This is a genomic window from Mesorhizobium sp. B2-3-6 (genome assembly GCF_006442305.1).
Classification (GTDB): Bacteria; Pseudomonadota; Alphaproteobacteria; order Rhizobiales; family Rhizobiaceae; genus Mesorhizobium.
Genome location: NZ_VFVW01000004.1, coordinates 279,894 through 297,603, shown reverse-complemented (window position 1 = coordinate 297,603; position 17,710 = coordinate 279,894). Strand labels below are relative to the sequence as shown.

The window sequence follows — 17,710 nt, the reverse complement described above, 5'->3', positions numbered from 1 at the left end:
GCTGCTACTCCCCTGCCAGCCAGTTCAGCGTCCAGTGCGCCGGCTTTTCCAAGACCAGCAATTTGTGCAGGGCCGGCAGGAGAATGCGCAATTCACCTTCCAGCGTGAAAGGCGGGTTGGCCACGACCAGGCCGCTGCCGTCGAGGCTGGGCTCTTGCGACGCGGGCCGGATTTCGAATTCGATGTCGAGCAATTTCGGAACGCCGGTTTCCTTCAGTGCCTTGCGGAAGCCAATCACCGCCTTGCGGTCCTTGATCGGATACCACAGCGCATAGATGCCGCCCGGCCAGCGCTTGTGCGCCTTCGCCAGCCCGTCGACGAGGCGGCCGAACTCGCCCTCTTCCTCGAATGGCGGATCGATCAGCACCAATCCGCGCTTTTCCTTCGGCGGCAGGTGTGCGCCGAGCGCCAGCCAGCCGTCGAGCTCGATCACCCTTGTCTGGAAATCGCCGGCGAATTCCGTCTTCAGCTTCGCGACATCCTTCGGGTGCAGCTCGATCGCCGATAGCCGGTCCTGCTTACGCAGAAGGTGCCGCGCGACCAGCGGCGAGCCCGGATATTTTTTCAATGGACCGTCTGCGTTGCACGCACGCACCGCGTCGAGATAGGGCGCGAGCAGCATTGCGGCCTGGGCTTCGGGCGCGGCATCGACCAGCCGGCCGATGCCGCCTTGCCATTCGCCGGTCTTCTGCGCCTCGGGCGAGGACAGATCGTAGCGGCCGATGCCTGCATGAGTGTCGATGACGCGGAACGCCTTGTCCTTCTGCTTCAGATATTCAAGCAGCCGCGTCAGCACGACGTGCTTGAGGACGTCGGCAAAATTTCCGGCGTGATAGGCGTGGCGATAGTTCATGTGGAACCCCTGCCCCAACGTGGCGGCGGTGGCTGTGAATTCGGATTTTGCGGCCGGCCGCCGGCAGAACGCAAGGACAGCAGGAAGCCGATCAAGCCGATCGCCATCAGCGCGAAGCCAACCGGTCGCGCACGGCTGTCGGTCTCGCCCACACCGGAGCGCAAGACAAGATCGACCGCGCGTATCGGGATGTCGTCGGCGTCGCCGGGACCGACGGTGAAGACATAGGGGCCGGGGCCGACGGTCCGGATCACGCCAGCCTCATCGCGGAAGATCTTGTCGGGCAGTTGCGGGCTCGCCTGACGCGGATTGTCGGAATGATTGAACTGAAGCGTCGAGGCAAGCACCGTGCGGCCGCCGGAGGCGGCTGTCAGCGTCAGCACTGTGCGCTGCTGCGAAACGATGCGCTCGGCCCTCGCGGTCAAGTCGACCAGCACCCTGACCGGCGCATCGCGCGCGGCAAGCGGCACTGTGACCTGCCTGAAGCGGCCGCCCTCATAGACCCGCCAGCTGCCGATCTGGTGACCGGAGAAATTAGTCATCGCCCATGGATAGATGGCGCCGACGCCGATGCCGGCGAGCAGGATCAACAGGAACAGAAAGCGCATTCAGGGAATCACCTTGTAATCGGACGTTGCCGGACAATTAGCCTGCATTGGCGCTGTCGCGCAGGCGCTCCATTTCGTCCAATAGCATGTCGAGGCCGAGTTCGAATGTCTTGTCGAAACCGCCGGTGCCGAAATAGGTCCCGGCCGCCATGACACTGGGGAAATCCTTCGCCAGTTGCTCGTCGTCGACGGTGGTCACCGCCGACGGGCCCTTGGCGTAGCCCGCTGTCTCGTCGAGGATCGCGCCCATGAGATAATAGCTGGCGGTGCGAAACAGCCTGGCGCTGAGTTCCGGGCCGAAACCGCCAGCCTCGAACAGGCCGATGACGCCGTTCAGCATCGCAAGGCAAGGCGGCGAATTCATCCGGTAGACGACAAGGAATGGCGCAAAGGCCGGATGCTCACTCGCAACACGGCGAAACTCATGCATGACCATCCGAATCCTGTCGCGCCACGGCATGCTGTCGTCGGGGATAACCATCCCGCTGACCTGGCGATCGACCAGCGCCTCATAGAGGTGCGCTTGCGAGGGGAAGTGATGATAAATGCTCATCGCCTCGCAGCCGAGCACGGCGGCGAGCTTGCGCATCGAAAAACCGGAAAGGCCCTCCTTCTCGATCACCTCGAAAGCGGCATCCTCGATCATCTCGCGGGATAGCCGTCCGCGTGCTCGCTTTTTTTTGATCGATGAGTCCATGGCCGCGCTTGACAACTTACAGCGTAAGGTTCATTTTTCACTTCACCTTACACAGTAAGGCTAACAAAGACCAGAGGAGGAAAACATGTCACACCATCGCATTGCCAAATCCGTGCATTCGTCCCTCCATCGTGCGTTGGCTCTAACCGCCGTGGCCTGCGTCCTCGCCGCGGCCCCTGCCTATGCCGACGACTACGATGCAACCATAAAGGACATCCAGTCGACCATGGGCGGCGTGCCGAGCTTTGTGAAGCAACTTCCCAAAGCCGGTCTGCCCGGCGCCTGGGCCGAGGTCAAGGCCATCGAACTCAGCGACAAGACGGCGCTGCCGCCAAAGGTAAAGTCATTGATCTCGCTGGCAGTGGCGGCGCAGATCCCGTGCAACTACTGCATCTGGTCGGACACGCAAAACGCCAAGCGCGCCGGCGCTACCGATGAGGAAATCCAGGAGGCGGTGGCGATGGCGGCGCTGACCCGCCATTGGAGCACCATCTTCAATGGCATGCAGGTCGATTTCGACACGTTCAAGAAGGAAATGGGCGGGCAGTGAAACGACACCCGCGGTGGTCCGCGCCTGCGGGCCACCGCAGAACTGCCCTCATCCGACAGCCATCATCTTCGCCTTCGATTGTCATCCAGCGGGAAATGCCGCATTGAAAGTGCAATCGCAAAGCATGGACGAGGCCGCAAATGGCGCCGGTCAAGGTCGACCCCGACAAGGTGCACGAATTCGAGGACGCCGAGAGCTTTTATACCTGGCTCGGCGAACATCATGACAGGGAAACCGAGGTCTGGATCAAAATCCACAAGACCGGCTCGGGACTGAAGTCGATCTCGGCAAAGGAGGCGATCGAGGTCGTGCTGTGCTGGGGCTGGATCGACGCGGTGCGCAAGGGGCTCGACGACAAGAGCTTCCTGCAGCGCTACACGCCGAGGACGAAGAAAAGCATCTGGAGCCAGATCAACATCGACAATGTCGCCCGGCTGATCGACGACGGCCGGATGACGCGGCATGGGCTCGCCGAGGTCGAAGCCGCCAAGGCCGATGGCCGCTGGGCGCGTGCCTATGCCAGCGGCAAGGACATGAAAATTCCCGATGACCTGCAGGCCGCGATCGATGCCGAGCCAGAGGCTCGGCAAATGCTCGAAAAACTCAGCGCGCAGAACCGCTTCGCGCTCGCCTTCCGTATCCACAACATGAAGACCGAAGCCGGGCGCAGGAAGAAGATCGAGAGTTTTGTCGAGATGCTCAAGCGCGGGGAGACGATCCATCCGCAAGTGAAGAAGTAAGGCTGCTCATGTGACGAGCGACAGGTTTCTTCCGGCTCGATGATCGCGATCCACATTATCAACAAGGCAGTGATCAGCCGCCGCTGACGTCCCTCAGGCCTTGCGTTCCCAGCGGCGGTCGGGCGTCTGCTGCCAATACGTCACCGCGTGGCCGGCGTCTTTCATCGTCTTCCAGTGCCCGCGGGCGGCCTCGACCTGGGCGGCATCGTGGCCGTCGAACAGGAACACGGCGCGCTCGTAGCCGCCAAGGTCCGGCGGCGCAGCGCCGTCCACCAGGAAGCGTATCTGCGCCGCGTTCGGGTTGCCTTCGCCGGTGGTCAAAAGGATCGGCTGTTCGGCGGGATGGGCTTCGCGGTCGGTGGCGTGCGCGAGGAAAGAATCGTCACGGAACGTCCACAGATGCTGGTCGAGCGCGTCGCGCCGCTCCTCGGTGCCGGTCTGCACCACGGCGCGCCAGCCGCGATCGACGCTGCGCTCAAGTAGGCCGGGCAGCGCATCCTCCAGCGTCGATTCGGTCAGGTGATAAAACAGCACGTCGGCCATGGGTCCCGATCAGCTCTCGTAGTGGTCGCGCACGAGCCGGTCGAGCAGCCGCACGCCAAAGCCGGAACCCCAGGACTGGTTGATTTCGTTCGACAGCGCCCCCATGGCAGTGCCTGCGATGTCGAGATGCGCCCAGGGCGTGTCCTTGACGAAGCGCTGCAAGAACTGCGCGGCGATGATGGCGCCGCCATAGCGGCCGCCGATGTTCTTCATATCGGCGTTCTTGGAATCGATCAGCTTGTCATATTCAGGACCGAGCGGCATGCGCCACAGTCGCTCCTGCGTCGACTGCCCGGCTGTCGCCAGGCGTTCCGCCAGTTCGTCATTGTTGGAGAACAGGCCGGCATAGTGCTGGCCGAGCGCGACCATGATCGCGCCGGTCAACGTCGCCAAATTGACCATGAACTTCGGCTGGAAGCGGTCATTGCAGTACCAGAGCGCGTCGGCCAGCACCAGGCGCCCCTCCGCATCGGTGTTGAGCACCTCGATGGTCTGGCCCGACATCGAGGTAACGATGTCGCCGGGACGCTGCGCATGGCCGTCGACGGCGTTTTCCACCAGCCCGATGATGCCGACGACATTGGCCTTCGCCTTGCGGGCGGCGAGCGCATGCATCAGTCCGGTCACCGCCGCGGCGCCGCCCATGTCGCCCTTCATGTCCTCCATGCCGGATGCCGGTTTCATCGAATTGCCGCCGGTGTCGAAGGTGACGCCCTTGCCGATGAACGCGACGGGGCTGTCCTTGGCCTTGCCGCCGTTCCACTGCATGACGGCCATGCGGGCGCCGCGCGGCGAGCCTTGCGCAACGCCGAGCAGCGACCCCATGCCGAGTTTCTTCATTTCCTTCTCGGCCAGTATCTCGACCTTGACGCCGAGGGCCTCCAGTTCCTTGGCGCGGGCGGCAAACTCGACCGGTCCCAGGACGTTTGCCGGCTCGTTGACGAGGTCACGCGCCAAAAGCACGCCGTCGATCACAGCCTCAGTCTCGGCGAAGGCCTTCTTCGCGCCCGCCGGATCGGCGGTGTGGATGGTTATCTTGGCCGGCTTTTTCGGCTCGGCCTTGTCGCCTTGGCCATCGTCCTTGTCTTTCCTGGTCTTGTACTTAAAGAAGGAATAGCTGCGCAGAAGAATACCCGCGGCAAGGCTGGCCGCCTGCGCACCGCTTGACGAGGCGCCGACCACGTCGAGCACCACCGCCACGTCCGTCGCCTTGCGTAGCGACCCCGCGATGGTGCCTCCAAGCTTCGTCCAGGCGTATTCGTCGAGCCCGGATACCTTGCCGGCGCCGATCGCGACCAGCCTGTCGAGCGAGCTTGCCTGTGGCGTCAGCACTTCCACCACGCTGGCGAACTTGGCCGTGAATTCGGCCACAGGGAAGGCCCGTTCCAGCGTCTTGCCGGGATCATACGCCGCGGCGGTTTCGCTCAGGCCGCCATCATCCGCCGCCAGCACGAAGACCGTCCCCCTTCTGTTCGCGGCGGTCTGCGGCGCGGCGAATTTTGCGAAGGCGATCGAGGGTCTCTGGTTCATCATGTCCTGCTTTCGGGGAATGCGCGGCTCGCGCGAAGCGGTTGGAAGCGATCCGCGACATTTGGTCGTTTTCCGGCATTTGGCAAGACTTTGCCAAACGGGCTCCCCATATGGCACATGAATCGACGGCGATTCGTCGCGGCACGGCTCCGCTTTTTGGCCGCAACCTGTTGTTAACCATCGATGTTCGCCCTTTCTTATCCAATCCCGCCGACACTCCGGCCCAACTTGGCGCGCGATGTGGGACGGGAACCGGATCGTCTGCCTGACAGAGCCCGACGCAGCCAGTTGTGCGGGCGTCGCCGGACGGCTACCCTTATCCGGTGGCATGATGCCGTTCGAGAAAATTGAGAAAAGCCTTCATGAAGGTCGTTGAACGCTACATCATGCGCCGCGCTTTCGTGGTCTTTATTGCAGCGCTGGCCTGGACGCTGGCCATTGTCTGGACGACGCAGGTGCTGGCCAAGATCGACCTCGTCACCGACAGCGGCCAGTCGGCGCTGACCTTCTTCGAGGTTGCGGCCCTCATTCTTCCCTCGATCATTCCGATCGTGGTGCCCTTCGCGCTCGTGGTGGCGGTTGCCCAGACGCTCAGCGTCATGAATTCGGATTCGGAGCTTGCCGTCGTCAACGCAGCGGGCGCCTCGCGCTGGACCATCGTGCGGCCGATCATGATTCTCGCGGCCGCGGCCAGCGTCTTTTCCTTCGCCGTCGACAACGGCATCGACCCTTACGCGCGCCAGAAGAACCGGATGCTGGTGGCGGAGTCACGCGCGGATCTTCTGTCGCTGATCATCCAGGAGGGCACATTCCGCAAGATCGATGACGGGCTGTTCCTGCAGATCGGCGAGCGGCTTCCCGACAACCGGCTGGGCGGCATCTTCGTCGCGGATTCGCGCGAGGAAGGCGTCAACCTCGTCTATTATGCCAAGACCGGCAGCATCGTCGAACGCGGCGGCGAAAAGGTGCTGATGATGAATGACGGCGTCATCCATCGAAAGACGCTGACCGGCGACCTCTCGGTCATCCGCTTCACCTCCTATGCCTTCGACATGTCGGCCTTCATGGCGGCAGCGTCGGAGGTGACGCTGATGCCAAAAGACCAGACGACCCAGTACCTGCTCAACCCGAGTGCCAACGACAAGGTCTACCAGCAGCGCCCGAACGAATACCGGGCGGAGGTCGACCAGCGGTTCTCGGAATGGCTCTATTCCATGGTCTTCGCGCTGATCGCACTGGCGGTCGCCGGAGACGCACGCTCGCATCGCGAGGCGCGCGTCAATCCGCTGATCACGGCCATCGCGATATCGCTGTTCGTGCGCTGGCTGGGCTTCTTCGCCGCCAGCAAGGCCGACGAGGTCCCGCAATATGCGTATATGGTCTACGGCGTGCCCATCGTGTCGTCGGCGGTGGCAATTTGGTTCATCGCATCCAACCGGACGATGGAACTGCCAGTGGCCTGGGCAGATTGGCTGACGAATCTCGCCAGCCGGATGGCTGACGCCTGGAATGCCGTCAAGCTGCGCCTGTCCAGGCGCAGCGCCTCGGGCCAGGGGGTCAGCTGATGGGCTGGACGCTGGGACGCTACTTCTTCTTCCGCTATGTCACGATCACCGTGTGGTTCTTCATCGGCCTGCTTGCGCTGGTGTTCCTGATCGATTTCACCGAGCTTTCCGGCCGCACGACCGGCCTGCCCGGCTTCACCTATGGAACGGCGCTGGCCATTTCCGGACTCAGGATGCCGATGATCATGCTGCAGACCGTGCCGTTTGTCGGTCTCTTCTCGGCGATGGCGACGCTGGTCTCGCTCAACCGCAGGTATGAACTGGTCATAGCGCGCTCAGCCGGCGTTTCGGCCTGGCAGTTCCTTTTGCCGTGCTGCATCGGAGCGCTGTTGTTCGGCGTCCTGTCGGTCGGTCTCATCAACCCGCTCGCAGCGCACGCCTTCTCCTGGTCCGAACAGATCGAAACCCAGTTGCGCTCGGGCAAGTCGAATACGGTGTCGGCCGACGCCGCGCCCTGGATCCGGCAGAAAACCAGCTCCGGAGACACCATCATCGGAGCGCGCGCCATCCTCAACCAAGGCCTGGAGATGGCTGACGCTGTCTTTTTCATCCTCGACCCGCAAGGCGATATCGTCGAGCGCAAGGATGCCGCGCGCGCCTACCTGCGGGACGGCTACTGGGAATTGCAGGACGTTAAGACCTTCAGGAACGGCACCATCCAGCCTGCGGCAAACGATCGCGTGCCAACCAATCTGAAGCCCGAATTCGTGCAGGAGCGGCTGGCGCGCCCGGAGACCATTCCATTCTACGATCTGCCGGGAAAAATCGAGGTTGCCCGTTCCTTCGGCCTCAAGGCAAATGCCTTCGCCATGCAGTTCGATTCGCTGGTGGCGTTGCCGTTCCTGCTCGTCGCCATGACGCTGATTGCGGCAACAGTTTCAATGCGATTTGCGAGGATGGGGCAATCGGCAACGATGATTCTGGGTGGCGTCGTTGCCGGGTTTCTGCTTTATGTCGTTTCGGTGCTGGTGAAGGCATTCGGCGTGGCGGGGTTCGTGCCGACTGTCGTAGCTGCCTGGGTGCCGGTCGTGGTAGCTATGTTCTTCGGGGTGACTTTCCTGCTATACAAGGAAGACGGCTAGTGAGGGAGGCCTTTTTGCCCAGTAACAGGCAGGCCGGTTTGGCGCGCCTTTATGCGGCGACCGCCTTGGCATGCCTGTTTGCATGCGCGGTTCCGCTGCCTGCGATCGCGCAGGATGTCGGCGACATGGCGACCAAGGTGCCGTCCGGCTCGCAGATGCTGCTGGCGGCCGATACGCTGGTCTATAACAACGACAATCAGACCGTGACCGCCGTCGGCGGCGTGCAGATCGACTATGGCGGCAACCGACTTGTCGCGCAGAAGGTCGAGTACAACCGCAACACCAAGCGCATGGTCGCAAGCGGCAATGTCGAGGTGATCAATAGCGACGGCACCAAGATCAATTCGGATCATATCGACATCACCGACGACTTCGCCGACGGTTTCGTCAACGCGCTCCGCGTCGAAACCATCGACAAGGCCTATTTCGCCGCCGAAAGCGCCGAACGCATGGGCGGCGTGCTGACCACCTTCCACAATGGCGTCTACACTGCCTGCGAACCGTGCGAGGACAAGCCCGACAAGGCGCCGACCTGGCGTGTGAAGGCCAGGAAGATCATCTGGAACGGCGAAAAGAAGACGGTCCGCTTCGAGAACGCGAATTTCGAATTCTTCGGCTTCCCGCTAGCCTACCTGCCGGCGTTCGAGATCGCCGACCCGACGGTGAAGCGCAAGAGCGGCTTCCTGATCCCCGGCATCGTCTTCAAAAGCGATCTGGGCGTGGGGGTGAAGGTCCCCTATTATTTCGCGCTCTCGCCGACCTACGACCTGACCGTCACCGGCACCGGCTTTACCAAGCAGGGCTTTCTCGGCGAGGCCGAGTGGCGCCAGCGCTTCAACAATGGCGAATACAGCCTGAAGATCGCGGGGATTCAGCAGCGAGACCCCGATGCCTTCATCGACGCCGCCGGCCGCAATATCGATTCGGGCGAGGCCGGCGATCCCAACAAATTCCGCGGCATGATGGGCACACAAGGCCAGTTCGCCATCAATTCGCGCTGGAATTTCGGCTGGGACGTGCTGCTGCAGACCGACAAGAACTTCTCGAACACCTACGCCATCGACAAATACAACGGGTCCGTTCACCAGTCGTCCGTTTACCTGACGGGGCTCGACGGCCGTAATTATTTCGACCTGCGCGCCATGCATTTCGAGGTGCAGGAAGACACGCTGGACAGCAATATCGCTGCGCGAAGCGGCCAGCAGCCCTGGGTGCTGCCCTCGCTCGACTATGCCTACATTCCGGATACGTCGGTCGCAGGCGGCCAGTTGTCGTTCAACGTCAATTCGCGCGTCATCCGCCGCGATGACCTCGACGAGACCTATTTCACCCCCTACTTCCCCCCTTCAGGCACCCAACGTGTGCGCGGCATCGAGGGCGAATCAGGCCGGCTCACCGCCCAAGCCGAGTGGAAGCGGTCATTTGTCACCGATGACGGGTTGGTGCTGACACCCTTGCTGGCGCTGCAGGGCGACGTCGACTATGTCAACGCGTCATCAGCTTCACTCGCGGCCGTCAACCAGATGGCGACGAATTTGGGCGAGCAGGATGATATGCGCTCGTCTTTCGCCCGCTATATGGCAACCGCCGGGCTCGAGATGAGCTGGCCGCTGCTGTTTTCGATGGCCAGCGGCTCCAGTCATGTGTTCGAGCCGATGGCGCAGGTCTTCCTGCGCCCGAACGAACAATATGTCGGCGGCCTTGCCGTCCCGAACGAAGATGCGCAGAGCATGGTTTTCGACGCGAGCACCCTGTTCGAGCGCGACAAGTTCTCTGGCTATGACCGCATCGAAGGCGGCTCGCGCGCCAATGTGGGCCTTCGCTATTCCGGTTCCTACATCAACGGCTGGGGCACCAACGCCATCTTCGGCCAGTCCTACCAGATCGGCGGCGAGAACTCCTTCGACGCGCCGGACCTGGTCAATGTCGGCGCCTATTCGGGCCTCGAAAACACCAAGTCGGACTATGTCGGCCTGTTTGGCGTCAGCAGCCCGAACGGGTTCGCCGCCTCGGTCAGCGGCCGTTTCGACGAGCAGAGCTTCGAGGTTCGCCGCGCCGAGGTAAAGGCCGCCTATTCCGGCCTACCGGTGTCGCTGAGCGCCAAATACGCCTTCATCCAGGCTCAGCCGCTCTATGGTTTCACCACCGACCGCCACGAGGTCACGCTCGGCGCGTCCACGCATCTTGCCGAGAACTGGCGCGTGTTCGGGACGGGAACCTATGACCTCGAGGAAAGCCTGCTGGTCAAGGACGGGGTCGGTTTCGCCTACAATGATTCCTGCTTCACCTATCTGATGACGTACTCGCAGTCGCGCGACCTGCACACCAGGGAGGTGACGCAGAGTGTCGGCTTCAACCTGTCGTTCCGCACCCTCGGCGATTTCGGATCGTCGAGCAGCGCCTTCGACACCACCCAGTAGTCCGCGACATCGTTTCGCCGCATAGGGCTGGCAGGGACTTCACAAACCCCGAAGAAGGATGAAGTTGGGCGGGACCGGGATAGAATTGGGATGTTTGCGATGAGGAAATACCTCTTTTCAGCAGGGTTGGCGCTGCTTGTGGTGGCGACATCCGTGTCGATGACCGTCATCACGCCGCCGGCTTTCGCCAGCGAGATCAAGTACGTCGTCAACGACATACCGATCACCAGCGGCGACATCGCGCATCGCGCCGCCTTCCTCAAGCTGCAGCGCAAGAAGGGCGACGCCGGCCAGGAAATGATCGATCAGACCTTGCGCATGGCCGAAGCCAGACGGCTTGGGATTCACATCAGCGACGCGCAGGTCGAGGCCGCGTACCAGCGCTTTGCCTCGAGCAACAAGATGCAGCTCAGCCAGCTCGACGGCGTCATGGAAAAGTCCGGCGTCAGCAAGGGCCATTTCAAAGAGTTCATCCGCGCCCAGATGGCCTGGAATCAGGCCTTGAGCGCGCGGTACCGTTCCGGCGAGGGCGGCAGCGTGACCGAGCAGGACGCGGTCAGGCGCATGCTCGACAAGGGCGGCTCCAAGCCGAGCGCCACTGAATACATGCTCCAGCAGGTCATCTTCGTCGTGCCGGCGGCCGAACGCAGCGCGACGCTGGGCAAGCGCAAGCGCGAAGCCGACGCCATGCGTGCCCGCTTCAATGGCTGCAACACGACGCGGCAGTTCGCCAAGGGCCTGATCGACGTCACGGTTCGCGATCTCGGCCGGGTGCTGGCGCCGCAACTGCCGCCGGACTGGGCCGAGCAGATCAAGGCCACCAAGGTTGGCGGCGCCACGCCTACCCGCCAAACGGAGCGCGGTGTCGAGTTCATCGGCATCTGTTCGTCGCGCGAGGTGTCCGACGACAAGGTCGCCCAGATGGTGTTCCAGAGCGAAGGCTCCAACGACAAGGCGGCCGACGATCTCAGCAAGAAATATGTCGACGAGCTGAAGGCAAAAGCCCGCATAGTCAAGCGCTGAGGTGGACAGGGCGATGCGCGCGCTGGCGTTGAGCGTCGGCGATCCATCCGGCATCGGGCCGGAAATCGCGATTGCCGCGTTTCTGGCGCGTACAGCCGCAGCCCTTCCGCCCTTCTATCTCCTCGCCGATCCCGCGCTGATCGCCTCGCGGGCGCGCCGCCTCGGCGTTTCGCTGCCTATCGAGGAAACGACGCCAGCGCAGGCAACCGAGGTCTTTGGCCACGCACTGCCGGTCGTTACGCTGGCTGCCCGCTTCATCGACAGCCCCGGCCAGCCGGACCCGGCCAACGCGGCGGGCATCATCGAAGCGATCGATCGGGCGGTGGCCGCCAGCCTCGCCGGCGACGCCGCGGCCGTCGTCACCTGCCCGATCGCCAAGAAGCCGCTCTACGACGCCGGCTTCCGCTTTCCCGGCCACACCGAATATCTGGCGTATCTGGCGGCGCGCCACAGCGGCGTGGAAGCGATGCCGGTGATGATGCTGGCAGGCCCCGACCTGCGCACCGTTCCCGTCACCATTCACATCGCGCTGGCCGAAGTGCCGAAGGCGCTGACCACAGACCTGATCCTCGCCACGACGCGGGTCACCGCCGCCGACCTCAGGGACCGCTTTGGCATCGCCAACCCACGGCTCGCCATCGCCGGCCTCAACCCGCATGCGGGCGAGGATGGCTCCATGGGCCTGGAGGACCAGCGCATCATCCGACCGGCAATCGAGATCCTGCGAGCCGAGGGCATCGACGCGTTTGGGCCGTTGCCCGCGGATACCTTGTTCCATGCCCGGGCCCGGGCCGGCTACGACGTGGCGCTGTGCATGTATCACGACCAGGCGCTGATACCGGCCAAGGCGCTGGCCTTCGACGAGGCGGTCAATGTCACGCTCGGCCTGCCCTTTATCCGCACCTCGCCCGACCACGGCACCGCCTTCGATATCGCCGGCAAGGGCATCGCCCGGCCCGACAGCCTGATGGCGGCGCTGCGGCTTGCACGGCAGCTGGCCGACACCGACGCCAAATTTGTCACGCAATGAGGCTCAACTCATGAGCATGGATGGGCTGCCGCCGCTGCGCGAGGTCATCGAGCGCCACGGTTTGCAGGCAAAGAAGGCACTGGGCCAGAATTTTCTGTTCGACCTCAACCTGACCGGCAAGATAGCGCGCGCCGCCGGCAGCCTGGCGGAGACGACCGTAATCGAGGTCGGCCCCGGCCCTGGCGGGTTGACAAGGGCCCTGCTTTTCAACGGCGCGCGCAAGGTCGTCGCCATCGAGCGCGACGAACGCTGCCTGGCGGCCCTCGCCGAGATATCGGCCCATTATCCCGGACGGCTGGAGGTCGTTTCCGGCGACGCTCTGAAGATCGACTTCCCGACGCTTGCCGCGACCGCCGGAGACGGCGGTCCGGTCAGGATCGTGGCCAACCTGCCCTACAATATCGGCACGGAACTGCTGGTCCGCTGGCTGACCGTCGCGGATTGGCCTCCCTTCTATGCCTCGATGACCCTGATGTTCCAGCGTGAGGTGGCCCAGCGTATCGTCGCCGCGCCTGGCAGCGAGGCCTATGGCAGGCTCGGCGTGCTGGCGGGGTGGCGCACGCAGGCCAGGATAGCGTTCGACGTGCCGCCCCAGGCGTTCACACCGCCGCCCAAGGTGACCTCCTCCGTGGTCCATCTCGAGCCGCGTGTGACACCGCTATGCGCCGACGTGAAAAAACTCGGCCGCGTCACGGAAGCCGCCTTCGGCCAGCGCCGAAAGATGCTGCGGCAGAGCGTGAAGAGCCTCGGCGGCGAGACCCTGCTCGAACGCGCCGGGATCGACCCGACCCGGCGCGCCGAGACGCTCGATGTCGAGGAGTTCGTGCGGCTGACCAATGCGGTGTAATGCCGCCGGCCGTGGAAGCGCAGAGCAATCCGGTCCTTGTCGAGCGCATGCTTCGAACTACACGCCCAACACCGCTTTAACGCGCTCGCGCGTGTAGGGCAGGTCATAAATGCGTTTTCCCGCCGCATGGCGGAAGGCGTTGGCGATCGCGCCGGCGGTCGGGCCCTGCGCTGCTTCCGCGACGCCGAGATAGGGCGTGCCGGGATTGTCGACGACATGCACTTCCACGCTGTCGGGAACGGCGCTGAAGCGCAGGATCGGATAGGCCGACCAATCCGCGCTCAGGATGCGGGTGTCGTCGAAATGGACGGCCTCGTAGAGCGTCCAGCTCATTGACTGCAGGATACCGCCTTCGGTCTGGTTGACGATCGAATCCGGCGCCACCGCTTCGCCGCAGTCGACTGCCGAGACCACATGCGAGATGGCGATGGCACCGCTGTCGCGATCGACCTCCGCTTCAAGCGCGACCGCGAGATAGGCGGCGTGGTTCTTGTACTTGGCGAAGGCGAACCCCCGACCGCGGCCCTCCGGCATAGGATCATTGCTCCAGCCGAATTTTTGAGCCGCAACCTCGATCACCTTCCTGGCGCGCGGGTCCTTCATGTGCCTCAGCCGGTATTCCACCGGGTCGGCGCCGGCCGCGAGCGCCAGCTCGTCCATGAAGCTTTCGATCGAGAAGACGTTGCAGTAGGCGCCGAGACCGCGCAGCGACGAGACGCGCACCGGCATGTCGGCGACGAAATGCCAGTTCACCCGCTGGTTCGGCACGTCGTATAGCGGGATGGCGTTGCGGTCGCCATTGCCGAGCGGCGAGATCTGCAGCTTGGCCGGATCGGGCGGGAAATGCTTCGCCACCAGCCGGCCGGCGATCAGCGAACCTGCCGTTCCCGGCCGCGTGCCGTGACTGTTGCTCCACAGATCATAGTGCCAGTTGACGATCTTGCCGCCGGCGTCGAGCGTTGCGCTGGCGCGCGTCAGCATGCCAGGGCCATAGGGCTCCCACAAATGCTCCTGATCGCGCATCCACTGCACGCGCACCGGCGTGCCGGGCAGCGCCTGCGCGATCAGCGCGGCGTCGGCCGCCGCGTCGTCGGCACCATTGTGGCCGTAGCAGCCTGATCCCTCGGTGTGGATGCAGCGCACCTTTTCCGGCCCGACGCCGAGCATCTCGGCGATCGCCTTGCGGTCTGGATAGACGCCTTGCGTGTGCGTCCACACCGTGATGAGGCCCTTGTCCGACAGGGCAACGGCAGCGGAAGGGCCGATCGACCCATGCATCTGGTAGGCGCGGGTGAACTGCGCCTGCAGCGTCTTTGCGCCGGCTGCCGTTTCCGCGCCGACCGAAGTCACGGTGCCGACCTCGGCGACCGAGCGTTCGAGGAAGGCGGGGATATTGTCCTGGTCCGGCAAGACCGGCTGCTCCTGCCACTTCGCCTTGGCGGCCATGGCGCGCATGGCCTGGACCGCCTGGAATTCCTGCTTGGCCACCACGGCCAGGAAGTCGCCGTCGCGGATTACCGCCAGCACGCCGGGCATCGTCTTGATGGCGGCCTCGTCGACGCTGACGAGCTTGGCCAAATAGCTTGGTGGGCGAACGACGCGGGCATGCACCATGCCGGGAAGCCGCATGTCCTGGACGTAGGCCTCGCCGCCCGTCACCTTTGCCGGAATATCGACGCGGGCGAACGGCTTGCCGATCGCGTGATAACTGTCCGGCGATTTCAGCGCCGTGTCGGCCGATGCGTCCACATGCAGCAAATCCGCCACCACGAGTTCGCCATAGCCCACGGACTTCCCGTCCGACCCGGTGATCCTACCGCTTGCCGCCTTGAGCTGGTCGGCCGGAACGCCGAGCTTTTCGCTGGCCTTGGCGATAAGGATCTGGCGCACCTGTGCCGAGGCGTAGCGTATGGCGGTGCCGCTGTTCTGGATCGTCTGGCTGCCGGCGGTATAGCCTTCGTTAGGAGTCAGCGCGGTGTCGGCGGTGATGAGCTTGATGGAAGCCGGCTCGACCTCCAGTTCTTCGGCGGCGATCTGGCGTAGCGACGTCCTGGTGCCTTGACCGAGTTCGGCCTTGCCGGTGAAGACGGTGATCGAACCGTCGGCATCCAACCTGATCCAGGCGTCGAGCGAGGGGGTATCGGCAAGGCTGCCCGGCAGTTTCTTGGCCGGGGCCGGCGTCGCGGGCGTCTGTGCCGAGGGCGCCGCCTCCTGAGCCTGCACGGGAATGGTGAAGGACACGACCAGCGCGCCGGTTCCGGCGAGAAAGCCGCGTCGTGTCAGCTCGGGAAAGGTTGGCGCGTTCATCATGCCCTCCCCGCGGCCGCAGCCGGCGCCAAGCCAGCCGATTTCGATTTCATCAGGTCGCGCGCGCGGCTCACGGCCCGCAGGATGCGTATATGGGTGCCACAGCGGCAGAGGTTGGGTTCCAGCGCCTGCCTGATATCGGCCTCACCGGCATCGGGTTTGGCCTCGAGCAGCGCTTGCGCCCGCATCATCATGCCGGCGATGCAATAACCGCATTGCGCCGCCTGCTCCTCGATGAACGCTTTCTGCATCGGGCCGGGGTTCTCGATCGTGCCCAAACCTTCGACCGTCTTGACCTCGCGGCCCTCCACCAGCATCGCTGGCGTCAGGCAGGAGAAGACGGGCTTGCCGTCGACCATCACCGTGCAGGCGCCGCATTGGCCAAGGCCGCAGCCGAACTTGGCGCCGTTCAGCTTCAAATCGTTGCGCAGCACGTAAAGCAGCGGCGTCGCGGGATCGACGTCGACGTCGTGGGAGGTGCCGTTGACATTGAGATTGATCATCTGTCCTTCGCTCCTACATTGTCCGGGCCGCGCTCGATGCCGTCCGAGGGCCGGACGCTGACCTGGTATTTTCCGCTCCTGGTGTCGGCGATCCTGGCGGCCGCATCCTGCCAGGCCGGCTTGCCGGCAAAGGCATCGCGCAGATAGGCCAGCAAGTCGTTTACCTGGTCGTCCTTCAGCGTCGCCGCGAATCCCGGCATGATCGCGCTCGGGCGTCCACCCGCCGCCGGCAGGCCGAACAGCACGGTGTTGATGACGTTCTGCGGATCTGGCGCGTTGACCGCGCTCGACAGATGGAAATTGATACCGCCAAAAGGCGGCGGACGGCCGCCGTCGTGGCAGGTGGCGCATGCGGCCTGGTAGATGACGGCTCCACGCGCCGCCGGCGTATCGGCGGATGTCGGCACCACGGCGGCGGTGGACGCCGGGTCGGCCGCGGCGCGGCCGCGGATGGCCTGCGCGGCTGCCGTCCGTTCGGCGGATGGTTCGCCCATGAGCGACATGACGTAAGTGGCCATGGCGTCGATGTCGGCATCGGGAAGCCGGCCGAGATTGCCCGTCACTTCGCCCATCGGGCCATTGGCGACGCCGTGGTCGGCATGCCAGCCTTGCCTGAGATAGGCAAACAGGCTGTCATGCGTCCATGGTATCGGCGCCGGTGAAGTGCCGTCGAGCGCAAATGCCGTCCAGCCTTCCGCCTCGCCGCCGGCCATGTGCGAACCCTTCTCTTCCGCGCCGAACCGATTGCGCGGCGTGTGGCAGGCGCCGCAATGCCCGAGCCCATCGACCAGATAGGCGCCGCGGTTCCACTGCGCGCTTTGTGAAGCATCGTTTTGATAGGCGCCCCTGTCGAAGAACAGCAGCTTCCAGCCGGCCAGCACCAGGCGCATATCGAGCGGGAAAGGCAACTCGTTCGGAGGCGGCCGGTTGTTCACCGGCTGGCGCGTCATCAGATAGGCGTAGAGCGCGCGGTTGTCCTCATCGGAGACACGCGTGAAATGATCGAATGGGAAGGCCGGGTAGAGATGCCTGCCCTCGCGGTCGACGCCTTCGCGCATGGCGCGGTTGAAGGCTGCCTGCGACCAGCGGCCTATGCCGGTCTGCGGATCTGGCGTGATGTTGGTCGAATAGATGGTGCCGAACGGCGTCGGCACGGCGAGCCCGCCGGCAAAGGACTTTTCACCGGGCCTGGTGTGGCAGGAGGTGCAATTGCCGACCGAGGCCAGCACAGCGCCTTTCTCGATCAACGCCGGGTCGAACGACGATCGTTGCGGCGGCTCGACAGGATCGATTGCCGGCTTCCAGGCATAGGCGAAAAATCCGGCGCCGCAGACAATGATGATGGCAAGAACGCCCAGCCAGAAGCGTTTCAAGATCTGCTCTCCCTCATGGCGGTACGCTGAAACGCTGCC

16 protein-coding genes are annotated in these 17,710 nt (G+C 63.9%); 8 read left to right on the top strand and 8 right to left on the bottom strand.

Going from position 1 to position 17,710, the window contains the following annotated elements:
* Nucleotides 1-4: 4 nt before the first annotated feature.
* From FJ953_RS13960 to FJ953_RS13950, 3 genes are read right to left on the bottom strand one after another with little or no spacing between them, the layout of a single operon-like run.
* Complete coding sequence (locus tag FJ953_RS13960; RefSeq protein ID WP_140584457.1) at nt 5-853, bottom strand: 23S rRNA (adenine(2030)-N(6))-methyltransferase RlmJ; 849 nt, start codon at nt 851-853, stop codon at nt 5-7.
* Nucleotides 850-1,461 (bottom strand): hypothetical protein, encoded by a 612-nt coding sequence (locus FJ953_RS13955; protein ID WP_140555734.1) that lies wholly within the window; start codon nt 1,459-1,461, stop codon nt 850-852. Before FJ953_RS13955 ends, FJ953_RS13960 begins: the two co-directional genes overlap by 4 nt.
* A 37-nt stretch (nt 1,462-1,498) precedes the next feature.
* The gene (locus tag FJ953_RS13950; protein WP_224519188.1) at nt 1,499-2,107 is read right to left on the bottom strand and encodes a TetR/AcrR family transcriptional regulator; all 609 of its coding nucleotides are present in this window, start codon (nt 2,105-2,107) and stop codon (nt 1,499-1,501) included.
* 136 nt (nt 2,108-2,243) lie between these two features.
* On the opposite strand from FJ953_RS13950, the gene FJ953_RS13945 reads away from it, so the two are divergent.
* Together FJ953_RS13945 and FJ953_RS13940 are read left to right on the top strand one after the other, a co-directional pair.
* On the top strand, nt 2,244-2,708 hold the full coding sequence (locus tag FJ953_RS13945; protein WP_140494422.1) for a carboxymuconolactone decarboxylase family protein: 465 nt from the start codon (nt 2,244-2,246) through the stop codon (nt 2,706-2,708).
* Between the two features lie 140 nt (nt 2,709-2,848).
* Nucleotides 2,849-3,448: a YdeI/OmpD-associated family protein gene (locus FJ953_RS13940; RefSeq protein WP_140494424.1), complete on the top strand. Its 600-nt coding sequence runs from the start codon at nt 2,849-2,851 to the stop codon at nt 3,446-3,448.
* A 93-nt stretch (nt 3,449-3,541) separates the two neighbouring features.
* Here the strand turns inward: FJ953_RS13940 and FJ953_RS13935 are convergent, their stop codons facing one another.
* Entirely contained in the window at nt 3,542-3,991 is a 450-nt protein-coding gene (locus FJ953_RS13935) for a DNA polymerase III subunit chi (RefSeq protein ID WP_140494426.1), read from the bottom strand.
* A 9-nt stretch (nt 3,992-4,000) separates the two neighbouring features.
* The gene (locus FJ953_RS13930; protein WP_140624562.1) at nt 4,001-5,521 is read right to left on the bottom strand and encodes a leucyl aminopeptidase; all 1,521 of its coding nucleotides are present in this window, start codon (nt 5,519-5,521) and stop codon (nt 4,001-4,003) included.
* Nucleotides 5,522-5,883: 362 nt separating this feature from the next.
* Here FJ953_RS13930 and lptF point away from each other — a divergent pair, with 362 nt between their 5' ends.
* The 6 genes from lptF to rsmA all read left to right on the top strand — a co-directional run bounded on the left by lptF (nt 5,884) and on the right by rsmA (nt 13,488).
* Entirely contained in the window at nt 5,884-7,086 is a 1,203-nt protein-coding gene (lptF, locus tag FJ953_RS13925) for an LPS export ABC transporter permease LptF (protein ID WP_140494430.1), read from the top strand.
* On the top strand, nt 7,083-8,168 hold the full coding sequence (gene lptG, locus FJ953_RS13920) for an LPS export ABC transporter permease LptG (protein ID WP_181165175.1): 1,086 nt from the start codon (nt 7,083-7,085) through the stop codon (nt 8,166-8,168). The genes lptF and lptG overlap by 4 nt, the downstream gene beginning before the upstream one ends.
* On the top strand, nt 8,168-10,588 hold the full coding sequence (locus FJ953_RS13915) for an LPS-assembly protein LptD (RefSeq protein WP_181171657.1): 2,421 nt from the start codon (nt 8,168-8,170) through the stop codon (nt 10,586-10,588). Before lptG ends, FJ953_RS13915 begins: the two co-directional genes overlap by 1 nt.
* A gap of 90 nt (nt 10,589-10,678) precedes the next feature.
* Complete coding sequence (locus tag FJ953_RS13910) at nt 10,679-11,611, top strand: peptidylprolyl isomerase (protein ID WP_181165136.1); 933 nt, start codon at nt 10,679-10,681, stop codon at nt 11,609-11,611.
* Between the two features lie 13 nt (nt 11,612-11,624).
* Nucleotides 11,625-12,641, top strand: a complete 1,017-nt coding sequence (gene pdxA, locus FJ953_RS13905) for a 4-hydroxythreonine-4-phosphate dehydrogenase PdxA (RefSeq protein ID WP_181171656.1) — start codon at nt 11,625-11,627, stop codon at nt 12,639-12,641.
* Nucleotides 12,642-12,651: 10 nt separating this feature from the next.
* Nucleotides 12,652-13,488, top strand: coding sequence for a 16S rRNA (adenine(1518)-N(6)/adenine(1519)-N(6))-dimethyltransferase RsmA (rsmA, locus tag FJ953_RS13900; RefSeq protein ID WP_140517853.1), 837 nt, complete (start codon nt 12,652-12,654; stop codon nt 13,486-13,488).
* A gap of 57 nt (nt 13,489-13,545) precedes the next feature.
* Here rsmA and FJ953_RS13895 read toward each other — a convergent pair whose 3' ends face one another.
* The 3 genes from FJ953_RS13895 to FJ953_RS13885 are packed head-to-tail and all read right to left on the bottom strand — an operon-like array spanning nt 13,546 to nt 17,671.
* Nucleotides 13,546-15,795: a molybdopterin cofactor-binding domain-containing protein gene (locus tag FJ953_RS13895; RefSeq protein WP_140624559.1), complete on the bottom strand. Its 2,250-nt coding sequence runs from the start codon at nt 15,793-15,795 to the stop codon at nt 13,546-13,548.
* Nucleotides 15,795-16,298, bottom strand: coding sequence for a (2Fe-2S)-binding protein (locus FJ953_RS13890; RefSeq protein ID WP_140517851.1), 504 nt, complete (start codon nt 16,296-16,298; stop codon nt 15,795-15,797). Before FJ953_RS13890 ends, FJ953_RS13895 begins: the two co-directional genes overlap by 1 nt.
* Nucleotides 16,295-17,671 (bottom strand): cytochrome c, encoded by a 1,377-nt coding sequence (locus FJ953_RS13885; protein ID WP_140624558.1) that lies wholly within the window; start codon nt 17,669-17,671, stop codon nt 16,295-16,297. The genes FJ953_RS13890 and FJ953_RS13885 overlap by 4 nt, the downstream gene beginning before the upstream one ends.
* Nucleotides 17,672-17,710: the final 39 nt, after the last annotated feature.

Coding starts and splice junctions, on each gene's coding strand:
- FJ953_RS13890 (WP_140517851.1), bottom strand. CDS start 16,298: ATGATCAATCTCAATGTCAACGGCACCTCCCACGACGTCGACGTCGAT.
- FJ953_RS13955 (WP_140555734.1), bottom strand. CDS start 1,461: ATGCGCTTTCTGTTCCTGTTGATCCTGCTCGCCGGCATCGGCGTCGGC.
- FJ953_RS13940 (WP_140494424.1), top strand. CDS start 2,849: ATGGCGCCGGTCAAGGTCGACCCCGACAAGGTGCACGAATTCGAGGAC.
- FJ953_RS13930 (WP_140624562.1), bottom strand. CDS start 5,521: ATGAACCAGAGACCCTCGATCGCCTTCGCAAAATTCGCCGCGCCGCAG.
- FJ953_RS13960 (WP_140584457.1), bottom strand. CDS start 853: ATGAACTATCGCCACGCCTATCACGCCGGAAATTTTGCCGACGTCCTC.
- FJ953_RS13895 (WP_140624559.1), bottom strand. CDS start 15,795: ATGAACGCGCCAACCTTTCCCGAGCTGACACGACGCGGCTTTCTCGCC.
- FJ953_RS13935 (WP_140494426.1), bottom strand. CDS start 3,991: ATGGCCGACGTGCTGTTTTATCACCTGACCGAATCGACGCTGGAGGAT.
- pdxA (WP_181171656.1), top strand. CDS start 11,625: ATGCGCGCGCTGGCGTTGAGCGTCGGCGATCCATCCGGCATCGGGCCG.
- rsmA (WP_140517853.1), top strand. CDS start 12,652: ATGAGCATGGATGGGCTGCCGCCGCTGCGCGAGGTCATCGAGCGCCAC.
- FJ953_RS13910 (WP_181165136.1), top strand. CDS start 10,679: ATGTTTGCGATGAGGAAATACCTCTTTTCAGCAGGGTTGGCGCTGCTT.
- FJ953_RS13950 (WP_224519188.1), bottom strand. CDS start 2,107: ATGATCGAGGATGCCGCTTTCGAGGTGATCGAGAAGGAGGGCCTTTCC.
- lptF (WP_140494430.1), top strand. CDS start 5,884: ATGAAGGTCGTTGAACGCTACATCATGCGCCGCGCTTTCGTGGTCTTT.
- FJ953_RS13945 (WP_140494422.1), top strand. CDS start 2,244: ATGTCACACCATCGCATTGCCAAATCCGTGCATTCGTCCCTCCATCGT.